Raw genomic sequence first — 16247 nt, 5'->3', positions numbered from 1 at the left:
TTTGGACGATTGATGTGAGCCCGAATTGGGGTGTTTCTCTTCGACAATGCTATATCGCTAATCCCTTCCATTTCTTTTTATCGAAATCCCTGTTCAAGCCCTTGCGTCCTTGGCCTCTGCGCTTTAGAAGATGCCAGATTTTTTGACACCGACGGGCCGCGACGGGGCGGCCTTTGTCTTTTGGGAGAGGACGCTCCAAATGCAAGTGACCGAAACACTCAATGAAGGTCTGAAGCGCGGCTATCAGATCGTTGTGACAGCAGAAGAGCTGGACAACAAAGTCTCCGAAAAATTGGCCGAAGCGCAGCCGGATGTGGAGATGAAAGGTTTCCGCAAAGGTAAAGTCCCTATGGCATTGCTCCGCAAGCAGTTTGGTCAGCGTCTGATGGGCGAAGCGATGCAGGAAAGCATCGACGGTGCGCTGAACTCTCATCTAGAGGAAAGCGGCGATCGTCCGGCGCAGCAGCCTCAGATGAAGATGACCAATGAAGATTGGAAAGAAGGCGACGACATTAACGTCGAAGTTTCTTACGAGCGTCTTCCAGACGTGCCAGAGACGGATTTCTCCAGAATCAAACTGGAGCGTATGGTCGTAAAGGCTGACGACGCAGCAGTTGATGAAGCATTGGGCAACCTTGCCGACACAGCGCAGAACTTCGAAGATCGCAGAAAAGGGTCTAAGGCCAAGGATGGCGATCAGGTCGTGATCGATTTCTTGGGTAAAGTCGATGGCGAGCCATTTGAAGGTGGTCAGGCCGATGATTATCCGTTGGTTCTGGGTTCAAACTCCTTCATTCCAGGTTTTGAAGACCAGTTGGTTGGTGTGAAAGCCGGTGATGAAAAGGCCGTTGAGGTAACGTTCCCTGAAGAATATCAGGCGGAGCATCTTGCAGGTAAGGCCGCGGTATTCGAATGCACGGTGAAGGCTGTGAAAGAACCAAAAGCTGCTGAAATCAACGACGATATGGCCAAGCAGTTTGGCGCGGAAGACCTTGCCGCGTTGAAAACTCAGATCACAGAGCGTCTTGAAGAAGAATACAAAGGTGCGGCTCGTGCGGTGACTAAGCGTGCGCTCTTGGACGCTTTGGACAAGAAAGTGAAGTTTGATCTGCCAGAGAGCCTGGTAGATGCTGAAGCGGGTCAGATTGCGCACCAGTTGTGGCATGACGAAAACCCAGATGTCGAAGGCCATGATCATCCAGAGATCGAACCGACGAAAGACCACAAAAAACTGGCAGAGCGCCGTGTGAAACTTGGTCTGTTGTTGGCTGACATTGGCCAGAAGGCGGAGGTTCAGGTGACTGACGCTGAGATGACGCAAGCGATCATGAACCAAGCGCGCCAGTATCCAGGTCAGGAACGTCAGTTCTTTGAATTCGTTCAGCAAAACGCTCAGTTCCGTCAACAACTTCAAGCGCCAATGTTTGAAGATAAGGTTGTTGACCACATCTTTGAATTGGCGGCCGTTAAGGACAAAGAAGTGTCCAAGGACGATCTGACCAAAGCTGTTGAAGCACTCGAAGACGAGTAAATCCAGCTCAACTATTTGAGAAAGGCGTCTCCGTGAGGCGCCTTTTTTGTTTTTAGTTAGGATTTCCTTACTCAGGAAAGACTGGCTTGATCGTGGTCTCCGTCCTAAGGTGACTTTGGGGAAACTACGGAGACTACTAATGCGTTTACTTATTGCTGCGGCTTTGGCTGTGTTTGGTTTTAGCGGGGCGGCTCATGCTTGCCCTGATTTTAGATTGCAGGCTGTCGAGGCTTATCAGGCTGCGGGCTCTCAATTGAGACAGCCAAAGTTCTTTAACGTTGTTGCTGGGGGGGACAACTATATCTGGGATTGCCCACAAATTCGGCCCGGAACCGATCAAGGGGCAGGATATTTCACATCTGCACCAGATTTCTCGTTCAACCTGAATGGGATGGGTGGACTTCGTCTTGTCATCAGCGCGATCAGCGAATGTGACAGCGCGCTTCTAATCAACACTGCCTCTGCAGGTTGGTACTATGACGATGATGACAACGGTAACCTTGATCCAAAGATCATTCTGACCCGCCCAGCGAACGGACGGATCGATATCTGGATGGGGACTTACGACGGTTCATTCTGCAATGCGCAGCTACGAATGGAAACTTTCGCCAAGTAAACAATGGCTTAGTGCAAAAGAAAAGGCCGCGCCAAATAAATGGCGCGGCCTTTATTCGTTCAGCTTCGACTTATTCTTCTTCTTCTGAGCTGTCGTCGCCTGCGTCTTCTTCTGCTTCATCAGCTGCTGGCAAAAGCTCATCGTCGTCTGCCTGAGCTGCTCCGATGTCGTCGAACAGCTGTTCGATTTCGAATTCAGCCGCTGCTTCTTCTTCAGCTGCCAATTCTTGGATCGACTTACCGGACGCCTGAAGCTCTGCCTCTTCCTCAGAACGTGCGACGTTCAGTTGGATTGTAGCTTGGACTTCTGGGTGCAGGTTGACTTCGACATTGTGCAGACCCAATTCTTTGATTGGACCGGTCAAGACGACCTGACGCTTGTCAACGGAGAACCCGCCTTCGGTTGCAACTTCGGCAGCGTCACGTGTTGTGACAGAACCGTAAAGCGCACCAGCGTCGGACGCGGAGCGAATCACGATGAACTGCTGACCGTCGAGCTTTTCAGCGAGGCTTTCAGCTTCTTTCTTGGTCTCAAGGTTGCGAGCTTCCATCTGAGCCTTCTCGGCATCAAATTTGGCGAGGTTCGCAGCGTTCGCGCGCAGTGCCTTGCCCTGAGGCAAAAGGAAGTTGCGTGCGTAGCCCTGTTTCACGTTCACAACTTCGCCCATCTGGCCAAGCTTTGCGACGCGTTCGAGTAGGATGACTTCCATCTGTCTAACTCCTTACTTTACAGCGTAAGGCAGCAGGGCAAGGAAACGTGCGCGTTTGATTGCCTGAGCAAGCTTACGCTGGTTCTTTGCGCCAACAGCCGTGATACGAGCTGGAACGATTTTGCCGCGCTCAGAGATATAGCGCTGCAGCAAACGAGTGTCTTTGTAGTCGATTTTTGGAGCGTTCTCGCCCTCAAACGGATCGGACTTACGACGGCGGAAAAATGGTTTAGATGCCATTATTTAGGTTCCTTTCCTGATCTGATTAGCGGCGCTCGCGACGGCTGTCGCGTTCGTCACGTTTCTGCATCTGGATGGATGGGCCTTCTTCGTGCGCATCAACCTTGATGGTCAAAACCCGCATGACGTCTTCGTGCAGACGCATCAGGCGCTCCATCTCCTGAACAGCAGGTGCAGGTGCATCTGTGCGCAGCAGGGCGTAATGGCCTTTGCGGTTCTTGTTGATTTTGTAGGCCATCGTTTTGACGCCCCAGTACTCGCTTTCCAGCAGCTTGCCGTCGTTGTCAGCAAGAACAGTACCGAAGTGTTCAATGAGGCTTTCAGCTTGCGTGTTGGACAAGTCCTGACGCGCAATCATAACATGCTCATACAGTGGCATGTGATCTCCATTCATGTTCGACGCACTTCAAAGATCTGAGCTTTCAATCCGGCTACGCCCAAATCACGAGAGGATGCGCAGTTAAATTTCTGCAACCGGATGGGGCCTTTTACACCAATACCCCTGCAGCGCAACCTTATTTTGCGGGCCTTCGGCGACCGCAAATAATCCTTTACCTTACCTTATTCATTTCCCGAGCCTGCCCAGATTTGGCCGCGTTCCAAAGCGATCTATTGAGGATACGGTGGAGAACAAGATGACTGATATTTCGTTCGTCCGTGAGACGGGAAATGTTGGTAACGAGTTTCGCACAAAGGCGTTGCAAGGGCGCGCCAAAGTGCAAGGGTTTCGGATAGAAGATACATTCTGGGGATACATCGCTCATGGCGATGGATCGCATAACCTTGTCATGGTCATTGCCCAATTGCTGGCAATGTTAACTGGCGCTTTTTACCTTGCTTTAAGCATCGCAATTTTCAGCATGCCTGAACTGGCCTTGGATCAGTATGGGATGGCGTGGCGCGCTGGAGCTTCGGTCGTCTTTGTTATTCTCGGCGGCTATCTCGTTTGGTTCGCAAGTCGGGGAACAGTCACAGAGATCCACGTGGACATTCAGAAAGGTGAAGTGCGCCGAGCGCTCCGCAGCCGTGCAGGCCGCACAACAGTGTTGGGTCGTTATGGTTTGGACTCAATCGGCGGCGTTTTTGTCGTTCGTTCTAAGCAGAAAGAAGGTAAGGCGAGCTTGGTGTTGCGGTACCGGAATACAGCTAAAACGCTCGAAATCGCTCGGGGTCGTCCTGCTGCCTTACAGCGCCTGAAGGATCGCATCGGACGTGATTTGATCCTGTCGGAACAAAATGTCTCGATCGGTTAGAAACTAGGCAGAACTCCACAGTTCACAGACAATTGAGCGCCCAAATGGGCGCTTTTTTGCGTTTTTGGGGGTGAACAGTGTTTGTTCGATTTTGCGGGATTGATCGCGGATGGTTTCGCGCTTCTTTCATTCAATATCAAATCCGTCACTTCAAAGGAAAAGACAATGAAACACCTTATTGCAGCTACGGCTCTAGGTCTGAGCGCGGTCGCAACGCAAGCTACTGCGGCGCCAGAGGCTTACATCCTCGATCCAAGCCATAGCCAAATTATTTTCAACTATAACCACCTAGGCTTTTCCACCACCTACGGGATGTTCTCAGGCTTTGAGGGCGAGATCATGTTCGACCAAGATGATCCAGCAGCGTCTTCGGTGTCCGTGTCCATGCCTGTGATGAGCATGTTCACTGGGTGGGAAGCTCGTGATGGTCACTTCATGTCGGGAGATTTCTTTGGCGCTTCCGAAGGCGATCTGGTGACATTCACGTCCACTGGTATCGAAGTCACTGGTGACAACACTGCTATGATCACAGGTGACTTGTCCATGAACGGCGTTACCAAATCGGTTGTATTGGACGCGAAGTTGAATCAAGTCGGTGAACATCCAATGGCAAACACTCCTTGGGCTGGTTTCGACGCCACCACAACAATCCTGCGCTCTGATTTCGACGTGGGGAATTTCGCGCCATTCGTCAGCGACGAAGTGAACGTTCAGATTTCAATCGAAGCGCAGAAAGCTCCATAAACTCCTGTGCTTTTGGCGGAGCCCTTAGCGGGGCGCCGCCTTAATTTTCTTGTTGGCGTTCGGCGGTTAATTCAACCGCAATATCGACTCCGAATTTCAAATTCGTTTCGTCCGGCATGGACGCGCCAACCCCAAAATCCAAACGATTGATCGATGTTGACCCGCTCATTCGAGCGGTCTGACCCTCTATATCTAGAGTAAAGGGCAGTGATATTGGAACCGTTGCGCCTTTGACAGTTAGAGTTCCGGTCGCTGTAAGTTGGCCGTCAATTTCTGCGATGTCCGCCGCAAAAGTCCCTGTCGGGAACTTGGCTGAGTCGAAGAAGTCAGCGCCCATCGCCTGACCAGTCACCGACCCGAGCGTAAGAGAATCGATGGCTATCGTGGTTTCGACGGTCCCAGTTTTTGTCGCAGGGTCGTAGTTGATCGAGGCGGTCCACTCTTCAAACCCACCCGTTACAGGGCTGCCGAACTGCGTCACGGTGATCTCAATTGTGCCGTCTTGAACGACCCAATCTGACGCAACCTGTTGAAGGACCGTTTCGGACTCAGCAGTGGCTGTCGTTGAGGATGTAGCGATAAACAATCCCGTCGCTGCAAAGATGATAACTGCGAGCGAAGCGGGTGCGACCGACTTTTCAGTCTTTGGCAATTCAAGTTTGCCAATCGTGCCGAACCACATGCGTTTCAAAGTTTCGTCGCGATCAATGAAGACGTGCTTCAAAGCCCCGCCAATGTGGGCGAGCAGTGAGAAAAGCAGGACCTTTGTCCAAATCCAGTGAATATCGCCCGAAAGATGAGCCAAATCTTCATCCTTGGGGACAAAGGGTAGGCTTTGGCCGAAGGGCCACCAAATTGGGGCGAAGCCAGTCGTGGCTGCATGATGAATCCAGCCCGACAAAGGAACCAGGACAAGCGAGCCATAAAGCAGCCAATGGGCGACGTCGGCTGCAAAGGTCTCCAACTTGCGTTCCGGATGAAGAGGCGACGGCTTTGGTTGCGTCAACGCCCAAGCTATGCGGAGCAGCGCGAAGAAGAAGACCGTTACGCCCAAAGTTTTGTGAAGGGAAAACAGCCAAGCTTTCCTTGCGAGCTCTTCGCTCGTCTCAAAAGGTGCGCCATTTGCGATTGACCCAAGTGGCATCAAGATGAGGATTAGAACTGCGGTCACCCAATGAAAGGACTTCGTGACAGCTCCGTAGTGCGTTTGGCTGTTGGCAAGACTCATTGGATGTTCCACTTCTGCAGTTGCTCGAAAGCTATCACGGGTTTGCAGGCATTCAACTTATGCAAATCGCTGAGGCTCTGTGCATAACGCCACAAAAGGCATTTGACTTGTGATGCGTCACGCTGCGGGTTAGGTCTGAATGAACAATAAAAGGGGAGCGACAGATGCGGGCGTTTGTATTTCCGGGTCAAGGTGCACAAACAATCGGGATGGGTAAAGCTTTGGCTGATGCCTATCCGGCTTCAAAGGCTGTTTTTGATGAAGTTGATGAAGCCTTGGGCGAAAAGCTGTCAGATTTGATCTGGGAAGGCGATATAGAAACCCTGACCCTCACGGCGAACGCACAACCGGCCCTTATGGCGACGTCCATGGCAGCTATGCGGGCTTTGGAAGCCGAGGGCGTGACTATGGATCATGTTGACTATGTAGCTGGTCATTCCTTGGGGGAGTACAGCGCTTTGGCAGCGGCAGGGGCGTTCCAAGTTGGAGATGCGGCGCGTTTGTTGAGGACCCGTGGCGAAGCGATGCAGAGCGCTGTGCCGGTTGGTGTCGGAGCTATGGCTGTTTTGTTGGGGCTGAATTTCGACGCAGCGCAGGCCGTTGCGAGCGAGGCGGCTCAATGCGAAGTGTGCCAAGCTGCGAATGATAACGACCCGTCGCAAGTTGTTGTTTCTGGGGATAAAGCAGCGGTTGAGAGAGCCGTCGAAATCGCCAAGGAACAAGGCGCGCGTCGAGCAATGTTGTTGCCAGTCAGCGCACCATTCCATTGCTCATTGATGGCGCCTGCGGCCGAAGTCATGGCGCAAGCATTGGCGGAAGTGGACATTGAACGCCCCGCTGTTCCGGTGGTGGCGAACGTTTTAGCGAAGTCAGTCAGCGACCCGGCAACGATCAGATCGCTGTTGGTTGAGCAGGTCACAGGTTCTGTACGGTGGCGCGAGAGTGTGTCTTGGATGGCCGAAAACGGTGTGACTTCGACAGTTGAAGTTGGCGCAGGCAAAGCGCTGACTGGCATGATCCGGCGCATTCACAAAGAAATGGCGACAGCGAATGTTGGCACGCCGGAAGATGTTTCCGCCGTTGCTGCGGAAATTAAAGGATAAGAAGAGGCAGGATATGTTTGATCTTACAGGGAAAAACGCACTCGTAACCGGTGCATCAGGTGGAATCGGTGGGGCCATCGCGAAATCGTTGCATGAGGCTGGGGCAACAGTTGGCTTGTCCGGTACGCGCGTTGAGCCTTTGGAGGCTTTGGCGTCGGAACTTGGCGATCGTGCGCATGTATTGCCGTGTAACTTGAGCGACGCGGAGGCTGTTACGGCGCTTCCAAAGTCAGCGGCCGACTCGATGGGGTCTGTTGATATTCTGGTCAACAACGCGGGTATTACACGCGATAACATCTTTTTGCGAATGTCGGATGAAGAGTGGGCCAGCGTTTTGGAGGTCAATCTCACTTCAACTATGCGTCTTTGTAAAGGTGTAATCCGTGGTATGATGAAGTCGCGTTGGGGGAGAATTGTGAATATTTCCAGTGTTGTAGGGGCGACAGGTAATCCTGGGCAGGCCAATTATGCCGCGTCAAAGGCGGGTATGGTCGGGATGTCGAAATCCATCGCCTATGAAGTCGCGAGCCGTGGAATTACCGTAAATTGTGTGGCTCCGGGCTTTATTACGACAGCGATGACAGACAAGTTGAACGACGATCAGAAGTCCGGAATTCTTGGTCAAATCCCTGCCGGTCGTATGGGGGAAGCAGATGAAATAGCAGCGGCTGTACTGTATCTTTCTAGTGCTGAAGCCGGATATGTAACGGGGACGACCTTGCATGTGAACGGCGGTATGGCCATGTTGTAGGTGCTGGTCGCGGCGAGCGTTGGAAAACATTTGCGTTGGGGCATTTTCCTGCTATAGGCCGCTCAGCCATTTTGGGTCGACGCATTTCGATCCACTGAAAACCGGGTGAAGACCCATAAGAATGTGAGGAATTATCATGAGCGACGTCGCAGACCGCGTACGCAAGATCGTAGTTGAGCATCTTGGTGTAGAAGAGGACAAAGTTGTAGAAGGTGCGTCCTTCATCGATGACCTTGGCGCTGACAGCTTGGACACAGTTGAATTGGTTATGGCCTTCGAAGAAGAGTTCGGCATCGAGATCCCTGATGACGCAGCTGAAACAATTCAGTCCTTCGGCGACGCTGTTAAGTTTATCTCTGAAGCTGCCTAAGCCTCATTGAGATTTTGAGTAAGGCGGCGTTCCTTCGGGAGCGCCGTTTTCGTTTGTCTTCGGCGAGTGATTGCCGCCAGCCCTTGCCCGATGCAAAGCACGTGGGGTAATAGGGAACAAAGAAAAATTGGGGGGCGTGAAATGCGTCGAGTCGTCGTTACAGGTTTGGGATTGGTCACGCCACTAGCAGATGGTGTTGAGGAATCTTGGAAGCGTATTTTGGACGGTCAGTCAGGTGCCGGAACCATCACGGGCTTTGACCCAGAAGGGCTGGCGACCACTTATGCATGCGAAGTCCCTTTGGGAGACGGAAGCGACGGTACGTTCAATGCCGACAAATACATGGACCCTAAGGAACGTCGTAAGGTCGATACGTTTATCGTTTTCGGTATGGCGGCCGCTCAACAGGCGATCGAAGATTCTGGCTGGATGCCTGAAGACAATGAAAGTCTGGAACGCACCGGCATTTTGATTGGCTCTGGCATCGGCGGATTGAATTCGATTGCGAACGCGTCTTTGATCCTCGAGGAAAAAGGTCCGCGCCGTATTTCGCCATTCTTTGTGCCAGGTGCGTTGATCAACCTCATTTCGGGTCAGGTTTCCATCAAATATGGCTTTAAGGGGCCGAACCATTCTGTCGTTACGGCTTGTTCTACAGGCGCTCACGCAATTGGTGATGCCTCACGTTTGATCCAACACGGCGATGCAGATGTGATGGTTGCTGGCGGTGCGGAAGCCGCGATTTGTCGTTTGGGTATCGCTGGATTTAATGCGTGTAAGGCGCTCTCCACAGAACGCGCAGAAGAGCCGACTAAGGCAAGCCGTCCTTGGGACAAAGACCGTGACGGTTTCGTTATGGGCGAGGGTGCTGGCATCGTCATTCTTGAGGAATACGAACATGCCAAGGCGCGTGGCGCGAAGATCTATGGCGAAGTCCTTGGCTATGGGTTGAGCGGCGATGCACATCATATCACGGCACCTCCACCGGATCATGAAGGCGCAGAGCGTGCGATGAAAGCTGCTTGCCGCGACGCAGGTATTGAACCAAGCCAGATCGACTATGTGAACGCGCACGGCACGTCGACAATGGCAGATACCATCGAACTTGGTGCGGTGGAGCGCCTCGTTGGGCCAGAGGCTGCTGCAAAGCTCACCATGTCATCGACAAAATCAGCCACAGGGCATTTGCTTGGGGCCGCAGGCGCGATCGAGGCGATTTTCTCCATCCTTGCGATCCGCGATCAGGTGGCTCCGCCAACGATCAATTTGGACAACGTTGATGCCGAAACGACCGTTGATCTTTGTGCCAATTCCAAGCGAGAGAAAGAGATCAACATCGCGTTGTCGAATTCCTTTGGGTTTGGCGGAACAAACGCAAGCGTGGTCTTCGGGAAAGTCAGCTAAATGATCCGACATATCGCGTCGAATGCGATTACGTTTCTTATCGTCGCGCTTTTTCTTCTAGCTGGCGTGATTGCGTGGGGTGGCAACACCTACCGCGCCGAAGGGCCGTTGGAGACAGCTATTTGTTTGCAAGTGCCTAGCGGATCTAATTTCCGTGATGTTCGGGATGATTTGACGGCCGAGGGCGCGATTTCCCAGCCATGGCTTTTTATGGCAGGGGCGGATTACTCTGATAAAACAAACCAATTGAAGGCTGGTAGCTTTCTGATTGAAGACGGTGCCTCGATGGCTGAGATTGTTGACGCGATCACAGGTAGTGGTGTCAGCACTTGCGGAACCGAGATTGTCTATCGGATCGGGGTGACGCGCTCAGAAGTTCAGGTGCGGGAGTTGGATCCCGCTACGAACCGCTATGGGGAGGTTGCGTCTTTCAATCCCTTGGAAGAAGAGGCTCCGGCTGAATATCTCGAAGCCAAAGAAGGGCAGGATACACGGTATCGTATCGCTGTCGCTGAAGGTGTCACCAGCTGGCAAATTGCAAACAGCTTGAACGCGATAGATGTCTTGGACGGGGAGATCGCCGAGATCCCCGCGGAAGGCAGCCTTGCACCGGACAGTTATGAATTCCGTCCGGGCGATGAAGCATCTGAAATCATCGCGGAGATGGAAGGGCGGCAAGAGACCATTCTCGCGGACGCTTGGGCGAATAGAGCGGACGGTGTGCCGTTGGAGAACCCCGAAGAAGCGTTGATCTTGGCAAGTATCGTTGAAAAAGAAACCGGCGTTCCTGAAGAACGCGGGCAGGTGGCGAGCGTGTTCACCAACCGTTTGAATGAAGGGATGCGTTTGCAAACCGACCCAACCGTCATTTACGGTATTACGAGAGGTCAGGGCGTGTTGGGTCGTGGCCTTCGACAGAGTGAACTTCGTGGTAATACCCCTTGGAATACCTACGTTATCGATGGTTTGCCGCCAACGCCGATTGCCAATCCTGGACGCGCCAGTATCGAAGCCGCATTGAACCCCGATAGTACGGATTTCATCTTCTTTGTTGCGGATGGAACAGGTGGACATGCCTTCGCGACTAATCTCGCTGATCATAACCGCAACGTCGCCGCTTGGCGGGCGATTGAGGCGGAGCGCGCCAACAATTAAGCCTTCTCAAAGGCCTGAGACCGGACCTGTCAGATTATTCTGACGGGTTTTTTTTATTTTTGTCCTAACAGTTTCGGGAAATGGAAAGGAGGGTTTGCCCTGATCCCGCGGCTGTCAGGTGCAAGGAAACGAGGTTGATGGGAAAGAAAAAGCAAAAGAAGGCGCTCCTTCGAAGGGCGCAAATGGCGCAAGAACGCATTGATTTTTTGCGATACGTTTACAAAGGGTTGCGTGAATACCTTCAGGTCCAGTTGGGCGAAATTCTCCCGATTTCGACGGAAACACCAAGGCCGCAAGTGAAGAAGGCCGAGGAGATGATGAGCCTTCAGATGCAACTGGCAAAGGCTGAGGAGGCCTTCGATGAACAATTCAACCCCGCCGCAGGTGAAGAGTTCGACTACGACGAACTCCGGGATCAAATCGGGCGCGCGCTTGATCGCATCAGAGAGGCCGAACACCCAATCCCAGTTCTTGAAAGGGTTGAGCGAAGCTCAGATTAAAGCGCTTCCGTATCTCTTTGAGTTTTGGGCGATGCCGCATCAGTTACCGCCCGTTGGCGACTGGCGCACTTGGGTCATTTTGGGGGGGCGTGGTGCTGGAAAAACCCGTGCGGGGACGGAGTGGGTCAGGTCCATGGTAGAGGGGCGTACGCCGCTAGGTGAGGGGAAGGCCAAACGCGTTGCTTTGGTGGCGGATACCTACGATCAGGCCCGTGATATGATGGTGTTTGGGGACAGCGGTATCATGGCAGTGTCTCCACCTGATCGGAAACCCTTTTGGGTGGCAACAAAGCGCATGCTGATTTGGCCGAACGGAGCGCAGGCGCAACTCTTTACCAGTCAAGATCCAGAGGGGCTGCGCGGCCCTCAATTTGACGCGGCTTGGGTGGATGAGTTGGCCAAGTGGCGCAATGCGCAGGACACTTGGGATATGTTGCAGTTTGCATTGCGACTCGGGGGCGATCCAAAGGTGTGCGTGACGACGACCCCGAAGAATGTCGATGTTTTGAAAGCCTTGTTGTCACGTGAAAGTACGGTCAGCACTCATGCGACAACTTTTGCCAATGCCGCTAATTTGGCCCCTGGCTACCTAAAAGAGGTGCGGGCAAGGTACGAAGGGTCACGCCTTGGTCGGCAAGAATTGGACGGTGTGCTGTTGGATGACGTGGAAGGCGCTCTGTGGAAGGTTGATCAGCTTGACGCTTTGACTACCGCCAATCTGCCGGAGTTTTCGCGGATCGTTGTCGCGGTCGATCCATCAGTGACGTCAAAGAAATCTGCGGATACCTGCGGGATTGTTGTGGTGGGGGCCGTCATGGAGGGAGAACCACACCGATGGAGTGCCGTCGTCCTTGCTGACTTAAGCGTAGGCGAGGCGACGCCAACGCATTGGGCGCGGGCGGCTGTCAAGGGATACCATGATTTCGATGCTGATCGCCTCGTTGCCGAGGTCAATCAGGGCGGAGAATTGGTTGAGAACGTCATCTGGCAAGTTGATCCGTTTGTGTCTTATCGCGCAGTTCATGCCTCTCGCAACAAAGCGGTCAGAGCGGAACCTGTGGCGGCCCTTTACGAGCAAGGGCGGGTGCGACATGTGCGCGGGCTTGGCGCGTTGGAAGATCAAATGTGCCAGATGACAGCGCGTGGGTACGCGGGGAAGGGATCTCCGGACCGCGTGGATGCACTTGTCTGGGCGCTCCATGATTTGATGGTTGAACCGTTAAAAACATGGGTGAATCCGAAGATCCGCGGTCTTTAAAGGGCACCGCACGGTGGTTTTCTACGCCGTTCATCATTTCATGAAATACCATTTCCCAACGAACGACGCTGCAAATCGCGGCACAAGGAGACGCTTTGATGTTTGAATTTTTGCGCAAGTCTAAAGCCGAGGATGTGGTGGAACGGCACCGGGCGGCTTGGAAGCGCAGTGACTGGCGAAAAACAGTCGATCACCTTTTGCAATGCCCATTATCGCGCCTGCCTGCGCGATCTTCTGGAACGGCTTGCTGCGAAATGAGCGCATCATTTTGCGTGATTTCTCAATTCAAAACTTTCAACTTGGTTCAGATCGCCTATGTGGAGTAGGAAGAAAGCCTAGCTGAAGGATAAAGCTCATGGCCATTGCACATACCTCGATCCGCGAAGTTGATCCGGTTTGGCAGCGTATCTGCGACGAAGGTCGCGAGGCGATCGAACAGGAACCACTTGTCGGTGCTTTGGTTCATGCGGGTATCCTGAACCACAGCTCTTTCGAGAACGCGCTGGGCTACCGTATCGCGATGAAGCTCGCCTCGACCGAAATGTCAGAGCAAACTATGCGCGACATCGCTACCGCCGCTTATGAAGCCGAGCCTGAACTGGCAATGGCAGCCCGCGCAGATTTGGTCGCCACCTATGACCGCGATCCAGCATGCCATCGGTTCTTGCAACCTTTGTTGTTCTTCAAAGGCTTTCAAGCGATCCAAGCCTATCGCCTTGGTCATTGGCTTTGGGAGAACGGTAAAAAAGATCTGTCATACTTCATCCAGATGCGAACGTCAGAGGTGTTTGGTATCGACATTCACCCTGCCGCGCGTATCGGCAAAGGGATCATGATCGACCACGCGCACTCAATTGTTGTGGGTGAAACTGCTGTTGTAGGCGATAACGTCTCGATGCTCCACTCTGTTACCCTTGGCGGGACCGGTAAAGAGGATGACGATCGACATCCGAAGATCGGCAATGGTGTGTTGATCGGCGCGGGCGCGAAAGTTCTTGGAAACATCCACGTTGGTGACTGCAGTCGCGTCGCCGCAGGGTCAGTCGTGTTGACGGACGTCCCTCCAAAGAAGACCGTCGCTGGAGTTCCTGCAAAAATCGTGGGCGAGGCGGGTTGTTCCCAACCCGCGATCACTATGGATCAGTTGCTCGGGGATATTTGAGCCCTTCTACGTTCGGTTTTCCTACGCTCGTGCGGAACAGAAAGCATCCTCTGGTGTAAAATTCGCCATGACAATTCAACCTAAGGTGTGAATTTCCTTAACAGTTGGCCAAAAACCTGCATCATGTGGGCAGCCAACAACAAGGGAATTTCGCAATGATCTCGACATTAGGTGATATCCTACCCTTTGCTGGCGGTCTTGCGCTCAGTCCGCTCCCCCTCGTCGCTGTGATTGTCATGTTGACCGGTGCGTCCGGCAAAAGAAACGCCATCGCCTTCGCAGGAGGGTGGTTTACAGGCGCGCTCCTTTTGAGCGGATTGGTGATCTTGTTGGTGAACGGAGCGTCTGGCCAGACAGGTCAAGAACCCAAGACACTCAGTGGCATCATCAAACTTTGCTTTGGTGGCCTGCTGCTTTTCCTTGCTTGGAAGCAATGGGGGTCTCGTCCAGAACCGGGGGAGGCCGTAGAGGCACCTGGCTGGCTCGTTGCTTTGGACAGTTCTTCCGCGGCCAAATGCTTTGGGTTCGGCTGCTTCTTGGCACCCATCAACGTCAAGAACTTTCCAATCATCGCATCAGCTGCGGCCATCATCGCAGCGAGTGGTCTTGGCGGCGTTCAAATGACTTTTACAGCACTCATCTTCGCGTTTCTTGGAACAGCTGGGTTGCTGATCCCAATCGTTCTTTACGTAATGGGGGGTGAGACCGCTCAGGAAACGCTGCAGGCTTGGCGGAAGTGGCTAGAGAAATACAATGCGATTATTCTAGCCGTTCTCTTCTTCTACCTTGGTTTAAATGCCTTTGGTGAAGGGCTCTCCATTCTGTTTTAGGTCCAATAGAAAAAGACCCCCGTCCATTACTGAACGAGGGTCTTTGGTTTTTGGGATCGTTGGGACGTTCTAAGCAAGCATACCCATCGGGTTTTCCAAGTTCGCTTTGATGGCTTTCAAAAGGTCAGCGCCGAGAGCGCCGTCAATGACACGGTGATCCACGCTCAAGGTGACGGACATCACGGTCGCGACCGCCAATTCACCATCTTCGCCAACGATCGGCTTTTTCACTCCAGCCCCGACGGCAAGAATGGCTGCATGGGGTGGGTTGATGATCGCGTCGAAATTATCGATCCCGAACATACCGAGGTTGGAGATCGCGAAACTGCCGCCTTGGTACTCATGCGGGGCAAGTTTGCGGTCACGCGCACGAGAAGCGAGATCTTTCATCTGGACTGAGAGCGCTGACAAGGATTTCATATCCGCGTCCTGCAATACAGGCGTGAACAACCCGCCTTCGATGGCCACGGCTACAGCAACGTCTGAGCGTTCAAATTTCAACGTCCTATCACCGGCCCAAACGGCATTGGCTTCTGGCACTTGTTGAAGCGCCAGTGCACAGGCTTTGATGATGAAGTCATTCACAGACAACTTTACGCCACGCTCTTCGAGCTGTTTGTTCAACTGGCTGCGGAATTTTAGCAGTGGATCGAGGTTGATGTCACGGCGTAGATAGAAATGCGGAACGGACTGTTTGGCCTCCGTCAGACGCGCAGCAATCGTTTTGCGCATACCGTCGAGGGACACTTCTTCATGCGGACGATCTGCATATGTCTTAAGCACGACGTCTGTCGACGGACCGCTTGCAACAGCAGTGGCAGCGGGCGCTGCGGCTGGTGCAGGTGCGGCGGCCGTGGCAGCTGGTTTAGCCGCGGCGGGCGATGCGCCCTCAACATCTGCTTTCACGATCCGACCATGTGGGCCTGTTCCTGGGATGGCCGCCAAATCCAAGCCTTTGTCGGCCGCAATCCGGCGCGCCAAAGGCGTCGCAAAGATGCGTGTGCCATCTCTCGATGGCGCGGCAGGGGCTGGGGCGGGGGCAGCGGGCGTATCGGAGCCGCCTGCGGGGGCCGCCTCCGTGCCCGCGTCGGCACTTGCGGCCTCTGGCGCTTTGGCAGCAGGCGCCGCGCCAATGTCATCTGCGCTTTCGCCATCTTCCAACAAGATGGCGATGACATCGTTGACCTTCACACCTTCGGTGCCTTCAGCCACGAGGATTTTGCCCATGACACCTTCGTCGACGGCTTCAAATTCCATCGTCGCTTTGTCGGTCTCAATCTCGGCGATCAGGTCACCGGATGAAACCGTGTCGCCTTCTTTCACCAGCCATTTCGCCAGCGTGCCTTCTTCCATCGTGGGGGAGAGGGCGGGCATCAAAAGTTCAATTGGCATC

At 53.4% G+C, this 16247-nt stretch carries 19 protein-coding genes; 14 read left to right on the top strand and 5 right to left on the bottom strand.

From position 1 onward, the window contains the following. Nucleotides 1-199 precede the first annotated feature (199 nt). Nucleotides 200-1531 (top strand): trigger factor, encoded by a 1332-nt coding sequence (gene tig / locus BUA85_RS04500; RefSeq protein WP_072900416.1) that lies wholly within the window; start codon nucleotides 200-202, stop codon nucleotides 1529-1531. 139 nt (nucleotides 1532-1670) lie between these two features. After that, the gene (locus tag BUA85_RS04495; RefSeq protein WP_072899627.1) at nucleotides 1671-2147 is read left to right on the top strand and encodes a hypothetical protein; all 477 of its coding nucleotides are present in this window, start codon (nucleotides 1671-1673) and stop codon (nucleotides 2145-2147) included. Between the two features lie 70 nt (nucleotides 2148-2217). On the opposite strand, the gene rplI is transcribed toward BUA85_RS04495, so the two are convergent. The 3 genes from rplI to rpsF are packed head-to-tail and all read right to left on the bottom strand — an operon-like array spanning nucleotide 2218 to nucleotide 3475. Next, nucleotides 2218-2856 carry a 50S ribosomal protein L9 gene (gene rplI, locus BUA85_RS04490; RefSeq protein WP_072899625.1) on the bottom strand — a complete coding sequence of 213 codons (639 nt, stop codon included), beginning with the start codon at nucleotides 2854-2856 and terminating at the stop codon, nucleotides 2218-2220. Between the two features lie 12 nt (nucleotides 2857-2868). Then, entirely contained in the window at nucleotides 2869-3096 is a 228-nt protein-coding gene (rpsR, locus tag BUA85_RS04485) for a 30S ribosomal protein S18 (RefSeq protein ID WP_072899623.1), read from the bottom strand. Nucleotides 3097-3121: 25 nt separating this feature from the next. Then, nucleotides 3122-3475 carry a 30S ribosomal protein S6 gene (gene rpsF / locus BUA85_RS04480; protein WP_072900415.1) on the bottom strand — a complete coding sequence of 118 codons (354 nt, stop codon included), beginning with the start codon at nucleotides 3473-3475 and terminating at the stop codon, nucleotides 3122-3124. Between the two features lie 256 nt (nucleotides 3476-3731). Between rpsF and BUA85_RS04475 the strand changes: the two genes are divergently transcribed. Next, nucleotides 3732-4349, top strand: a complete 618-nt coding sequence (locus BUA85_RS04475; protein ID WP_131802763.1) for a hypothetical protein — start codon at nucleotides 3732-3734, stop codon at nucleotides 4347-4349. 165 nt (nucleotides 4350-4514) lie between these two features. Beyond that, nucleotides 4515-5093: a YceI family protein gene (locus BUA85_RS04470; protein ID WP_072900414.1), complete on the top strand. Its 579-nt coding sequence runs from the start codon at nucleotides 4515-4517 to the stop codon at nucleotides 5091-5093. 40 nt (nucleotides 5094-5133) lie between these two features. Here BUA85_RS04470 and BUA85_RS04465 read toward each other — a convergent pair whose 3' ends face one another. Continuing rightward, a complete protein-coding gene (locus tag BUA85_RS04465) occupies nucleotides 5134-6321 on the bottom strand; it encodes a cytochrome b/b6 domain-containing protein (RefSeq protein WP_072899619.1) in 1188 nt (395 codons plus the stop codon). Nucleotides 6322-6485: 164 nt separating this feature from the next. Between BUA85_RS04465 and fabD the strand changes: the two genes are divergently transcribed. The 10 genes from fabD (at nucleotide 6486) to BUA85_RS04425 (ending at nucleotide 14854) form a co-directional block, all read left to right on the top strand. After that, nucleotides 6486-7424: an ACP S-malonyltransferase gene (gene fabD, locus BUA85_RS04460; RefSeq protein ID WP_072899617.1), complete on the top strand. Its 939-nt coding sequence runs from the start codon at nucleotides 6486-6488 to the stop codon at nucleotides 7422-7424. A 13-nt stretch (nucleotides 7425-7437) separates the two neighbouring features. After that, nucleotides 7438-8175, top strand: a complete 738-nt coding sequence (fabG, locus tag BUA85_RS04455; protein WP_072899615.1) for a 3-oxoacyl-[acyl-carrier-protein] reductase — start codon at nucleotides 7438-7440, stop codon at nucleotides 8173-8175. 136 nt (nucleotides 8176-8311) lie between these two features. Next, the gene (locus BUA85_RS04450) at nucleotides 8312-8545 is read left to right on the top strand and encodes an acyl carrier protein (RefSeq protein WP_072899613.1); all 234 of its coding nucleotides are present in this window, start codon (nucleotides 8312-8314) and stop codon (nucleotides 8543-8545) included. Nucleotides 8546-8686: 141 nt separating this feature from the next. Next, entirely contained in the window at nucleotides 8687-9949 is a 1263-nt protein-coding gene (fabF, locus tag BUA85_RS04445; protein ID WP_072899611.1) for a beta-ketoacyl-ACP synthase II, read from the top strand. Then, nucleotides 9950-11104 (top strand): endolytic transglycosylase MltG, encoded by a 1155-nt coding sequence (gene mltG / locus BUA85_RS04440; protein ID WP_072899610.1) that lies wholly within the window; start codon nucleotides 9950-9952, stop codon nucleotides 11102-11104. A 137-nt stretch (nucleotides 11105-11241) separates the two neighbouring features. Beyond that, nucleotides 11242-11604 carry a hypothetical protein gene (locus BUA85_RS16895; protein ID WP_165611583.1) on the top strand — a complete coding sequence of 121 codons (363 nt, stop codon included), beginning with the start codon at nucleotides 11242-11244 and terminating at the stop codon, nucleotides 11602-11604. After that, a complete protein-coding gene (locus BUA85_RS04435; RefSeq protein ID WP_479723335.1) occupies nucleotides 11537-12862 on the top strand; it encodes a DNA-packaging protein in 1326 nt (441 codons plus the stop codon). Before BUA85_RS16895 ends, BUA85_RS04435 begins: the two co-directional genes overlap by 68 nt. 98 nt (nucleotides 12863-12960) lie before the next feature. Beyond that, nucleotides 12961-13188, top strand: a complete 228-nt coding sequence (locus tag BUA85_RS16675) for a hypothetical protein (RefSeq protein WP_131802762.1) — start codon at nucleotides 12961-12963, stop codon at nucleotides 13186-13188. A gap of 29 nt (nucleotides 13189-13217) precedes the next feature. Beyond that, a complete protein-coding gene (cysE, locus tag BUA85_RS04430) occupies nucleotides 13218-14024 on the top strand; it encodes a serine O-acetyltransferase (RefSeq protein ID WP_072899608.1) in 807 nt (268 codons plus the stop codon). Nucleotides 14025-14179: 155 nt separating this feature from the next. Beyond that, a complete protein-coding gene (locus BUA85_RS04425; RefSeq protein WP_131802761.1) occupies nucleotides 14180-14854 on the top strand; it encodes a GAP family protein in 675 nt (224 codons plus the stop codon). 69 nt (nucleotides 14855-14923) lie between these two features. On the opposite strand, the gene BUA85_RS04420 is transcribed toward BUA85_RS04425, so the two are convergent. Beyond that, complete coding sequence (locus tag BUA85_RS04420; RefSeq protein WP_072899606.1) at nucleotides 14924-16246, bottom strand: pyruvate dehydrogenase complex dihydrolipoamide acetyltransferase; 1323 nt, start codon at nucleotides 16244-16246, stop codon at nucleotides 14924-14926. Nucleotide 16247 lies beyond the last annotated feature (1 nt).

The sequence above is a fragment of the Cognatiyoonia sediminum genome, from assembly GCF_900129845.1.
GTDB classification, from domain to species: domain Bacteria; phylum Pseudomonadota; class Alphaproteobacteria; order Rhodobacterales; family Rhodobacteraceae; genus Cognatiyoonia; species Cognatiyoonia sediminum.
This window is presented reverse-complemented; position numbering and strand designations above follow the sequence as displayed.

What these genes read in the sequence shown, in the direction of transcription:
- tig (WP_072900416.1), top strand. Translation starts at nt 200, where the DNA reads ATGCAAGTGACCGAAACACTCAATGAAGGTCTGAAGCGCGGCTATCAG.
- BUA85_RS04495 (WP_072899627.1), top strand. Translation starts at nt 1,671, where the DNA reads ATGCGTTTACTTATTGCTGCGGCTTTGGCTGTGTTTGGTTTTAGCGGG.
- rplI (WP_072899625.1), bottom strand. Translation starts at nt 2,856, where the DNA reads ATGGAAGTCATCCTACTCGAACGCGTCGCAAAGCTTGGCCAGATGGGC.
- rpsR (WP_072899623.1), bottom strand. Translation starts at nt 3,096, where the DNA reads ATGGCATCTAAACCATTTTTCCGCCGTCGTAAGTCCGATCCGTTTGAG.
- rpsF (WP_072900415.1), bottom strand. Translation starts at nt 3,475, where the DNA reads ATGCCACTGTATGAGCATGTTATGATTGCGCGTCAGGACTTGTCCAAC.
- BUA85_RS04475 (WP_131802763.1), top strand. Translation starts at nt 3,732, where the DNA reads ATGACTGATATTTCGTTCGTCCGTGAGACGGGAAATGTTGGTAACGAG.
- BUA85_RS04470 (WP_072900414.1), top strand. Translation starts at nt 4,515, where the DNA reads ATGAAACACCTTATTGCAGCTACGGCTCTAGGTCTGAGCGCGGTCGCA.
- BUA85_RS04465 (WP_072899619.1), bottom strand. Translation starts at nt 6,321, where the DNA reads ATGAGTCTTGCCAACAGCCAAACGCACTACGGAGCTGTCACGAAGTCC.
- fabD (WP_072899617.1), top strand. Translation starts at nt 6,486, where the DNA reads ATGCGGGCGTTTGTATTTCCGGGTCAAGGTGCACAAACAATCGGGATG.
- fabG (WP_072899615.1), top strand. Translation starts at nt 7,438, where the DNA reads ATGTTTGATCTTACAGGGAAAAACGCACTCGTAACCGGTGCATCAGGT.
- BUA85_RS04450 (WP_072899613.1), top strand. Translation starts at nt 8,312, where the DNA reads ATGAGCGACGTCGCAGACCGCGTACGCAAGATCGTAGTTGAGCATCTT.
- fabF (WP_072899611.1), top strand. Translation starts at nt 8,687, where the DNA reads ATGCGTCGAGTCGTCGTTACAGGTTTGGGATTGGTCACGCCACTAGCA.
- mltG (WP_072899610.1), top strand. Translation starts at nt 9,950, where the DNA reads ATGATCCGACATATCGCGTCGAATGCGATTACGTTTCTTATCGTCGCG.
- BUA85_RS16895 (WP_165611583.1), top strand. Translation starts at nt 11,242, where the DNA reads ATGGGAAAGAAAAAGCAAAAGAAGGCGCTCCTTCGAAGGGCGCAAATG.
- BUA85_RS16675 (WP_131802762.1), top strand. Translation starts at nt 12,961, where the DNA reads ATGTTTGAATTTTTGCGCAAGTCTAAAGCCGAGGATGTGGTGGAACGG.
- cysE (WP_072899608.1), top strand. Translation starts at nt 13,218, where the DNA reads ATGGCCATTGCACATACCTCGATCCGCGAAGTTGATCCGGTTTGGCAG.
- BUA85_RS04425 (WP_131802761.1), top strand. Translation starts at nt 14,180, where the DNA reads ATGATCTCGACATTAGGTGATATCCTACCCTTTGCTGGCGGTCTTGCG.
- BUA85_RS04420 (WP_072899606.1), bottom strand. Translation starts at nt 16,246, where the DNA reads ATGCCAATTGAACTTTTGATGCCCGCCCTCTCCCCCACGATGGAAGAA.